Here is a 9692-nt window from a genome sequence, read left to right as displayed (position 1 = left end):
CGCCCTGGAAGTAGCTCAGCAGGCGCAGGATCTCGATGTAGAGCCAGACCAGGCTGACCAGGATGCCGAACGCGGCCACCCAGGAGTAGCGCTGGGGCAGGCCCATCCGGACGCCGTCCTCGATCTCCTTGAAGCTGAGCACGAAGCTCAGCGACGCGACCACGATGCAGACGAGGCTGAAGCCGATGGCGAGCGGGCTGCCGTCACGCAGACCCGTGTTGATGCCGAACAGCGCCAGCACCAGGTTGATCAGCATGACCGCGGCAAGGCCGATGATCACCGAAGTCATGACCTTGACGAAGACCGGGGTGGCCCGGATGATCTTCGCCTTGTAGATCATCGTCATCACGAAGAAGATGCCGAAGCTGGCCACGGCGGCCTGGAGCACGATGCCGTCGTAAGCGGACTCGAACGCCTTGCTGACCATGCCGACGAAGACACCTTCGACGACCGCGTACGCGATGACGAGCGCCGGGTTGGCCATCCGGGAGAACGAGATGATCAGGCCGAGCACCAGGCCGACGACCGCCGCGCCGATCCAGGCGGTGCCGACCAGCGCGTCGGGCACGAGCACCCAGGCTGCCGCGGCGGTGATGCCGAGGATGCCGAACAGCGCGACCGTCTTGACGACCACGTCGTCGACGGTCATCGGTGCCACGGCGGGCGGTGCGGCCGGGTAGCCGGCCTGGGACGGGTACTGCTGCGGAATGCCGGGCTGTCCGTACGGCCCGGCCGGTGCGTACCCGGCGGAGCGCTCCCGCTCGGCCGCCTGGCCGAGCCGGGCGAGCACCGGGTTCGAGGTCTTCACTGTCTGGCCTCCCTCAGGGGGTCGTTTGCACGTGAACGTGCACCCCAAGAGTAAACTGCCCGGCCCACTCCTGGTGATCACGATGGGAACGCGGACGCCGTGGCGGCTGGGTGCCCGGGGCGGGGGTCGAACCCGCACGCCTTTCGGCAGCCGCTTTTAAGGCGGCCGTGTCTGCCGTTCCACCACCCGGGCGGGTGGCACCCGCGCGCCGACACGCACGGTGCAGTGTCACCGTAGCCGGTCCGCGGCGACCCGGCGTACCCCGCCGGGCTGGCCACATTAGGGTCGATGCCGTGAGCAGCGCAGCCCCAACGGCCCCCGACGCCGCCCCTGACCAGGTCTTCCGTCTCGACGATCAGGTCAGCCGCCGACCCCGGGCCGTCCGGCTGCTGGCCGCCGTCCGCCGCCACCGGGCGGATCTGCTGATCGCGGTGGTCTGGGTGGCGCTCGCCGGCTGGCTGACCCACGGCCTGTGGCCCGACCCGGGTGGGCGGACGTTGGCGCTCAACCCCGAGGACCAGACGCTCTACGAATGGTTCCTGGCGGTCGACGCGAGGGCGCTGCTCGGCGACTTCCACCTGCTCACCGACCGGCTCAACGCCCCGGACGGCGTCAACCTGATGGCCAACACCACTGTCATCGCGCTCGGCGTCGTCTGCGCGCCGATCACCCTCCTGCTCGGCGCGCCCACCACCTTCGCGCTGCTCGCCGCCGCCAACCTGGCCGGCACCGCCCTCGCCTGGTACCTGCTGTTCCACCGGACGCTGCGCGCCCACCGCCTCGCCGCCGCGCTCGGCGGCGGGCTGTGCGGGTTCGGTCCGGGCATGATCTCGCAGTCCAACAGCCACCTGCACATGACGGCGCAGTGGCTGGTGCCGGTGATCGTCTGGCTGGTGCTCCGGCTGCTCCGCGCGTCCGACCCCGGCCCCACGACACCCGACGCGACGGGCCGCGCCCGATCGGTCGGCCCGGACCGACGACGGATGATCAGCTCCGCTGCCGGGCTGGCCGCAGCCGTCACCGCGCAGGTCTTCATCGGCGAGGAGGTCCTCTTCCTCTGCGCCGTCACACTGCTGGTGATGGCGATCAGCTACACCGTCGCGGACCGGGACCTCGCCCGGCGCGCACTGCCCGGATTCGCCGGCGGGCTGGCGATCGCCGCCGGCCTGGCGCTGCTGGTGCTCGGCTACCCACTGTGGTTCCAGTTCGCCGGGCCGCAGGGCGTCGCCGACGGGATGTTCAGCCCGGCCTACTTCTCGGCCGACCTCAGCAGCTGGTGGGCGGTCTCCCCGTTGTCGGTCGCCGGCAGCGACGAGGCGTCCCGGCTGACCACCGGCCCCGCCGAATACAACACCTTCCTCGGCTGGCCGCTGCTGCTGGTCACCGCCGCCTGCGCGGTCTGGGCCGGCCGGCGCCGGCTGGTGCTCGCCTGCGTGGTGGCGGCGCTGGTGATGGGCGCGCTCTCCCTCGGCCCGGAGGTGGTGCTCGGCGGCACCCGCACCGCGCTGCCCGGCCCGTACGCCCTGCTGGCCGGGTTGCCGGTGATGGACGGCGCGCTGCCGATGCGGTTCGGCCTGGCGCTGCTCCCGATTGTGGCGACGGTGCTCGTCGTGGCCGTCGACCGGGCACTGCGCGGCACCGGCCGGGCGCGGCGGCTGGTGCCGCTCGCCGTCATCGCAGCCCTGCTGCCGATCTTCCCGACCCCACTGCCGACCGCCGAGCGGCCCGCCGTGCCGGAGTTCATCACCGGCGGGCACTGGCGGCAGTGCGTCCGCCCGGGCGGTGTGCTGGTCCCGGTGCCACTGCCCACCCCCAAGGAACCGTGGCCGATGCGCTGGGCAGCCGCCGCCGACGCCGGGTTCGGCCTGCCCGAGGGGTTCTTCATCGGCCCGTACGGGCGCGGTGGCACCGCCGCCATGGGCACCTTCAAGCAGCCCACCTCGGCTTTGCTGGCCGACGTCGCCCGCCGCGGCGACCAGCCGGCCATCGGCGACGAGCAGCGCCGGCAGGCCGCCCGGGACGTCGACTTCTGGGGCGCGTCCTGCGTGGCGCTGGCCGACGACGCGCCGCACGCCGACAGCCTGCGGGCGACCCTGGAGCAGTTGTACGGCCCGGCCACCCGCATCGCCGACGCCTGGATCTGGCGGGTCTGACGCCGAGTATCGCGAAAGGGCCCCTCCTGAGCAGGAGGGGCCCTTTCGTCCAGTTTGCTCAGACGCGCGGCGCGCCCACCGGCTGGGATGCCTCGACGAACTCCTCGCGCGGGTCGTGCAGCTGGCCCAGGGCGACGACCTCACGCTTGAGGAAGAACGCCAGCGACCAGTCCACCACCACCCGGACCTTGCGGTTGAACGAGGGGATCCGGCTCATGTGGTACGTCCGGTGCATGAACCAGGCCGGCCAGCCGGTCATCTTGATGCCGTACACCTGGGCGACGCCCTTGTGCAGGCCGAGGCTGGCGACGCTGCCGGCGTGCTTGTGCTTGTAGTTGACCGGCTCGCGGCCGCGGATCACCGCGACGATGTTGTCGGCCATCCGCGCCGCCTGACGCACCGCGTGCTGCGCGCTCGGCGAGCAGAAGTTGCCCGGCTCCTTGGTCAGGTCCGGCACGGCGGCGCAGTCACCGGCGCTCCACGCGCCCTCGATGACCCGGTCACCGTCGACCACCTGGAGGGTGGGAATGCAGGTGACCCGCCGGCGCTCGTCACGCGGGAAGTCCGTCGCGTCAAGCATCGGCGACGGCTTCACGCCGGCCGTCCAGACGATCGTGTCGGACCGGAAGCTGTCCCCGTCGGAGAGCTTGACCACCCCGTCGACGCAGGACTCCAGGCGGGTGTCCAGCCGGATGTCCATGTTGCGCTTCATGAGCTGCTGCACCGTGTAGGCGCCCATGTCCCGGTCGACCTCGGGCAGCACCCGCTGGGTGGCTTCGACGAGCACCCAGCGCATGTCCTCCGGCTTCAGCTCCGGGTAGTAGCGCAGGGCGTCCCGGGCCATGTCCTCCATCTCGGCGAGCGCCTCGATGCCCGCGTAACCGCCACCGACGAACGTGAAGGTCAGCGCCGAGCGGCGCACCTCCGCATCCGGGGTCACGGCCGCGACGTCCAGCCGGTCCAGCACGTGGTTGCGGAGGTAGATCGCCTCACCGATCGTCTTGAACCCGATGCCCTGTTCGTGCAGGCCCGGAATCGGCAGCGTCCGGGACACCGAACCCGGCGCGACGATCACGTGGTCGTACGCGATCTCCCGGGCCGGACCGACGATCGGCTGCACGGTGGCCACCTTGCGGTCGTGCTCGACCCGCGTGACCGTTCCCGCCACCACCTTGCACCGGCGCAGCTCCCGGCGCAGCGGCACCACGGAGTGCCGGGGGGAGATGTTCCCCGCCGCGGCCTCGGGCAGGAACGGCTGGTAGGTCATGTGGGGCTGGGGGTCCACGACGATGACCTCAGCCTCACGGGAGCTGAGCTTCTTTGACAGGCGCAGGGCCGCGTAGAGACCGACGTGCCCGGCACCCACCACAAGGATCCGCTTCGGATTCACGTCATCTATCTTTCCCCGCCGGGCTCAGGTAATCCCGCTCGCGCCCCCCATCTGTGACGGAACACAACCCCTGTGACCTGCATAACTCTGTCGCCTCAGGGGTTCACCTACGCCGCAGCAGCCAACCCAGCAACGCGACGAGACCCACCGCCACCACCAGCCCCAGCACGGTGACCCACTGATGACCGGCCTCCCCGCCCAGGCCCGCCGCCTGCAACAGCAGCACCCCCAGCACGGCCGTACCCAACAGCACCGCCGCCACCCGCAGCAACCACCGGGTGACCAGCTCCGGATCCACCATCGCGTCGTACGGCAGCAGCGCCGCCAGCGCGCACAGGGAGTGCCCCAGGTACAACAGCGCAGCGACGGCGAGCAGCCGCCACAACGCCACCGGTCGGCCGTATCCGTCGGTGGCGAGCAGCCAGCCGCCGGCCATGACCAGCGCCACGAAGGTCGGCCACAGCCGCCGCGGACCCACCGCGGGCAGCAGCGCCGCCACCGCCAGGAGCAGCAGCGGCCGGCCGGTCAACACCTCGGCGGGAAACGCCAGCGCCAGCCCGGCCAGCGCGGTGACGAAGATCGCGGCCCGGACCATCAGCGGAACGGCGCTGATCCGTGCAACAGCATCCTGAGCAGCCCGAACCCGCCCGGTGATCGCGTCGATCATCTGCCCACACCCTCGATCCTCACCGGACTACCTGCCGCTCGCGACTGCGGGGCTCGCAAACCCGGCTCACTCCTCGCGCTCACCGGGAACCGACCCTTGGGGCCGTCGCCAGCCGCGCCACGTCCCGCAGCACCTGGTCCAGGCTGCCCGCGCCGGCCCAGCGCACGACGGGCACGCCGTGCTCCCGGAGCTGCCCGATCATGGTTTCCCGGTCCAGCCGCCACAGGCGGTACGCCACCTCGGCCCAACCCCGATCCTTCGGCGGCGTCAGGTTGGCCGGCAGCGTGTCGACCGCCACCACGAACCGGCCGGAGCGGGCCAGCCGCGCCAGCATCTGCGCCGACCGCTCGTCCAGCAGCGGGGTGAGGACCACCACCAACGCGTCCGAGGAGAGCTGCTGCGGGCCGAAGACCTGGTCGTACGGCTCGTGCTGGGAGGCTTCGGCGCGCACGTCGAGCAGCCACTCCAGGACGGTCAGGTACTGCCGGCGGCCGGCGGCCGCGCGCAACCGGCGGGCCCCCGGCCCGTACTCCACAAGCGACACCCGGTCGCCCCGGTGCAGGTAGTGCTCGGCGATCGCCGCGGTGGCCCGCACTGTGGTGTCCAGCACCGAGGCGGAGCCGTCCACGCCGCCGGAGCGCCCCGCCTCGGCGAGCACGTCGAGCAGCACCACCACCTCGGCGTCCCGGTCGGAGAGGGTGGCCGCCACGTGCAACTGCCGGGCGCGCAGCGACACCCGCCAGTCGACGCGGCGGAGCCGGTCGCCGGGGGCGAAGATCCGTACGCCGGCCAGCTCGCCGCCCTCACCGGGCCGGCGGGAGTGGTGCGCGCCGACCAGGCCGGCGGCGCGGGGCATCGCCTCCACCGCCTCGAACGGTTCGGTGCGCGGATAGACCCGCACCCCGACCGGCTCGGTGAACACCGCTCGGGAGACCAGCAGGCCACCCGCCGTGGCGACCCGCGCGCCGGCCGGACCGACCGGGTGCCGGCCCCAGCGCAGAGCCCGGCCGGCCAACTCGAGGTCCACCGCCGCGGCGGCGGGCACTGAGGTCACGAACGGCCGATCGGCGACGGAGCGGCCGGTGCGGGCGGACGCGCCAGCAGCGGGCGGGGCGTCGTCGGGCGGGGCGTCGTCGGCCGGGCCGGTGCCGGCGAAACCGGCACGGGTGATCCGCAACCACGGCGAGACCCGGGACCGCACCACCACGAGGTCGTAGTCGACCGCGTCCGGGTTGCCGACACTGACGGCGGCCGACACCTCGCCACCCTCGACGAGCGGTCCGTCGTCCCCGGCGGTGATCCAGACCTGCGGCAGCGTCGTGGGCCGGCGGCGCAGCGCGTACGCGGTGCCCAGCGCGAACGGGGCCGCCAGCACGACGAGATCGACCCGCCCCAGCAGGACCCCCGCCACCAGCAGCAGGCCGGCGAGCAGCACCGCGCGGCCGAGCGCCGGGGTGGGCGCCCAGCCGGCGGCCGACTCCGGCTCGGTGGATCGCGGCGCGGGCGCGGTCGGGCCGGTCATCAGCGCCGGAGCCCGCCGGCGGCGTAGCTGGGCAGCGCACCGCTGGCCGGGGCGGGCGTGGCCTCCAACACCTCACCCACCACGAAGGCCGGGTCGACGCGGCGCAGCCACATCTCCGGGCGCAGGGTGATCCGGTGGGCCAGGGCGGGCGCCGCCACTTCCTTGACGTCCTCCGGCACCACGTAGTCCCGGCCGCCGAACACCGCGCGCACCCGGGCCAGCAGCAGCAGCGCCAACGAGCCACGCGGCGAGGCGCCGACCAGCACCGACGGATGTTCCCGGGTGGCCGCGGTCAGCGACACGATGTACCGGCCGATGGAGTCCTCCACCACCACGTCCTCCAGGGCGGCCTGCATCGCCCGCAGGGTGGCGGCGTCGACGACCGGTTTGATGTCCGCCTCCTCGCGGCGGCGGCCCATCCGACGGCGCAGCACCTCCCACTCCTCCTCGTGCTCCGGATAGCCGAAGGAGACCCGCAGCAGGAACCGGTCCAGCTGCGCCTCGGGCAGCGGGTAGGTCCCCTCGTACTCGATCGGGTTTGCGGTGGCCAGCACGTGGAACGGCTCGTCCAGCTTGTACGTCACGCCCTCCACCGAGACCTGCTTCTCCTGCATCGCCTCCAGCAGCGCGGACTGGGTCTTCGGCGGCGTCCGGTTGATCTCGTCGGCGAGGAGCAGGTTGGTGAAGACCGGCCCGGCGCGGAAGGTGAAGTCGCCGTTGCGCTGGTCGTAGAGGAAGGAGCCGGTGACGTCGGCGGGGAGCAGGTCCGGGGTGAACTGGAGCCGGCGGAAGTCCAACCCGAGCGCCTGGGCGAAGGAGCGCGCGGTGAGCGTCTTACCCAGGCCGGGCAGATCCTCCAGGAGCACGTGCCCACCGGCCAGGATCCCGGCGAGGACCAGCTCCAACGCGTCCCGCTTGCCGACCACGACGGTGCCGACCGCGTCCAGGACGGCCCGGGCCAGGCGACCGACCTCGGCGGCGGGCATGCTCCGGTCCACGTCGTTCATCAGATGTTCTCCAGTTCGGCGACGATCACCGCGAGATCGCGCGGCGACGGGGGGCGGCGGGGCGGGGATTCCAGGAACGTCCACAACCGATCGCCCAGCAGGGCACGGGCACGGGCGGGATCCGACTCACGGGTCACCGAGTGCTTGAGGCGCAGCCGTTCGTCGGCCAGTTCCGCGAGCCGGGGCAGGATGACCCCGGTGAAGCGTTCGGGTCGCGTCGTGGACCAGTCCAGCGGGAGTTCCCAGCCGTTGATGGCGGCGCGCAGCGCGTCCCGGGCACCCCAGTTCCAGGTGCCGTCGTCGTCGTACTGATGAAGCGGAGGACGGGACCTCGCCGCCGGTGGTGGCGCGAGCGCGGCAGCGACCCGGCGCACCCCGGACACCGCGAACACACCGGCCACCAGGATCACCAGCGACACCTGCAGACCGACCGCCCGGAAACCGACGACCAGCACGGCGACCAGGGCGGCGTTGCCGGCCAGGGCCCGCAAGACGCGTCCGGCCCGGCCACCCCGCTCACGCTCGGCCTGCCTCGGCCGCTCCTCCTCGAAGGTGAGCAGGTCGTCGATGCTGGCGCTGCCGCTCACCGTCGCACCGTCCCCGGCCCGTTCACGACGACACCTCGGGGGCGCCCGTCGTCACGATGGTGAGTTCACCGCGTAGCCGCCGCAGCGCGGCGCGGGCCTGGTCGCGGGTGCCCTCGTCGACCTCGCGCGTGGCGTACCGGGCCTCGCGGTAGACATGCGCGAACTCGGCCAGCACGTCGGCGCTGACGATCGCCGGGACCCCGGTCGACGGGTCACCCCGCAGCAGCCGGGTGACCAGGTCGGTCGGGGTGTCGCCGGGCCGCCGGGGCACACCGGCCGCGGCGGCGGCCTCCTCGAGGCGTACCCAGCAGGCGATCACCGCGACGCGGGGATCGGTGGCCTGGTCGTCCAGCTCCACCAGGCCGGCGTCCAGGGCGGCGACCACTTCGCGGGCGGTGCCCTCGGCCGTACGCCGGGCCCGCTGCGCCGGCAGCGCCCGCGAGGTGCGGCGCAGCGCGCCACGGAGCAGGAGCCAGCTGAGATAACCCAGCACCGCGAGGATGGCCAGCCCGAGCAGAGCCATCGCCACGGTGGCGATCCACTGCGGGATGTGCGCCTGGGTGGCCTCGCCGGCGTCCCTCGGCTCGACCGGGATCGACGGCGGCGGCGACGGCATATCCGTCGGGTACTCGGGCACCCAGGGGACGTTCTCCGCGGCCGGCGGGATCTGACTGGCGCCGATCGACGAGTGCGCCGAGGCCAGTGCGGCGGCCGCGAGCAGCGCCGCCACCGCACCCACCGGCCACCACCGACGCAGCAGACCGAGCACCGGGCGGACCACACCCGACCCGGCGACCGGGGACGGCGTGGGCGGGCGCGTTCCGTTCGTCATCGCCACCACCCCACGCGTTCTCAGTCCACTTCGGCCAGCTGCTTGGCCCGGCCGAAGACATCGTCCAACATCCCCGGTGTCAGCCGCCCGGTGAAGGTGTTCTGCTGGCTGACGTGGTAGCAACCGAGCAACTCCGGCACGGCCGCGCCGGACCAGTGTGCCCCATGACCGAACGCCGGTCGCGGGCTGGGCGGGCGCTGCCCGTACACCTGGCGCAGCACCGGCCACCACGCGGCCCAGGCGAACGCGCCCAGCGCGACCACGACGCGCAGGGTGGGCCGGATCAGCGTGACCTCGCGGTGCAGCCAGGGCGCGCAGGTGTCCCGCTCGTCCGGGGTTGGTTTGTTGTCCGGCGGGGCGCAGCGGACGGCCGAGAAGATGCGGGTGTCGCGCAGCGCCAGCCCGTCGTCAGCGGCGACACTGGTCGGCTGGTTCGCCAGCCCGGCCCGGTGCAGGGCTGCGAAGAGCACGTCGCCCGAACGATCGCCGGTGAAGATCCGGCCGGTGCGGTTGCCACCGTGCGCGGCGGGCGCGAGCCCGAGGATGGCGATCCGCGCATCGGCGGGGCCGAAGCCCGGCACCGGTCGACCCCAGTACTCCTGGTCGCGGAAGGCGGCCCGTCGGGTGCGGGCCACCTCCTCCCGCCACCGGACCAGCCGTGGACAGGCGAAACAGTCACTGACCGCCGCGTCGAGGTCGGCCAGGTCCGTCGCCCGCGCGGCGCGG

At 73.1% G+C, this 9692-nt stretch carries 9 protein-coding genes and 1 tRNA gene; 1 reads left to right on the top strand and 9 read right to left on the bottom strand.

Going from position 1 to position 9692, the window contains the following annotated elements; translation table 11 throughout:
- The coding region (locus tag AB0J68_RS18465; protein WP_363939561.1) for a Bax inhibitor-1/YccA family protein at positions 1-808 on the bottom strand (808 nt) is incomplete at its 3' end.
- Between the two features lie 111 nt (positions 809-919).
- A tRNA-Leu gene (locus AB0J68_RS18460) sits at positions 920-1000 on the bottom strand.
- 101 nt (positions 1001-1101) lie between these two features.
- On the opposite strand from AB0J68_RS18460, the gene AB0J68_RS18455 reads away from it, so the two are divergent.
- A complete protein-coding gene (locus tag AB0J68_RS18455; protein WP_363939559.1) occupies positions 1102-2961 on the top strand; it encodes a hypothetical protein in 1860 nt (619 codons plus the stop codon).
- A gap of 58 nt (positions 2962-3019) precedes the next feature.
- Here AB0J68_RS18455 and AB0J68_RS18450 read toward each other — a convergent pair whose 3' ends face one another.
- The 7 genes from AB0J68_RS18450 to AB0J68_RS18420 form a co-directional block, all read right to left on the bottom strand.
- A complete protein-coding gene (locus tag AB0J68_RS18450) occupies positions 3020-4351 on the bottom strand; it encodes an NAD(P)/FAD-dependent oxidoreductase (protein ID WP_354854169.1) in 1332 nt (443 codons plus the stop codon).
- 103 nt (positions 4352-4454) lie between these two features.
- On the bottom strand, positions 4455-5018 hold the full coding sequence (locus tag AB0J68_RS18445; protein ID WP_355062975.1) for a hypothetical protein: 564 nt from the start codon (positions 5016-5018) through the stop codon (positions 4455-4457).
- A gap of 79 nt (positions 5019-5097) precedes the next feature.
- Complete coding sequence (locus tag AB0J68_RS18440; RefSeq protein WP_363939556.1) at positions 5098-6540, bottom strand: DUF58 domain-containing protein; 1443 nt, start codon at positions 6538-6540, stop codon at positions 5098-5100.
- Positions 6540-7547: a MoxR family ATPase gene (locus AB0J68_RS18435; protein ID WP_354854163.1), complete on the bottom strand. Its 1008-nt coding sequence runs from the start codon at positions 7545-7547 to the stop codon at positions 6540-6542. Before AB0J68_RS18435 ends, AB0J68_RS18440 begins: the two co-directional genes overlap by 1 nt.
- Entirely contained in the window at positions 7547-8134 is a 588-nt protein-coding gene (locus AB0J68_RS18430) for a hypothetical protein (protein ID WP_363939554.1), read from the bottom strand. The genes AB0J68_RS18435 and AB0J68_RS18430 overlap by 1 nt, the downstream gene beginning before the upstream one ends.
- Positions 8135-8156: 22 nt before the next feature.
- Positions 8157-8894, bottom strand: coding sequence for a DUF4129 domain-containing protein (locus tag AB0J68_RS18425; protein ID WP_363939564.1), 738 nt, complete (start codon positions 8892-8894; stop codon positions 8157-8159).
- Positions 8895-8986: 92 nt separating this feature from the next.
- On the bottom strand, positions 8987-9692 hold a 706-nt coding region (locus AB0J68_RS18420; protein ID WP_363939552.1), incomplete at its 5' end, for a uracil-DNA glycosylase.

This window comes from Micromonospora sp. NPDC049580 (genome assembly GCF_040675595.1).
In the GTDB taxonomy this organism is placed as follows: domain Bacteria; phylum Actinomycetota; class Actinomycetes; order Mycobacteriales; family Micromonosporaceae; genus Micromonospora.
This window is presented reverse-complemented; position numbering and strand designations above follow the sequence as displayed.

Coding starts and splice junctions, on each gene's coding strand:
- AB0J68_RS18435 (WP_354854163.1), bottom strand. CDS start 7,547: ATGAACGACGTGGACCGGAGCATGCCCGCCGCCGAGGTCGGTCGCCTG.
- AB0J68_RS18440 (WP_363939556.1), bottom strand. CDS start 6,540: ATGACCGGCCCGACCGCGCCCGCGCCGCGATCCACCGAGCCGGAGTCG.
- AB0J68_RS18445 (WP_355062975.1), bottom strand. CDS start 5,018: ATGATCGACGCGATCACCGGGCGGGTTCGGGCTGCTCAGGATGCTGTT.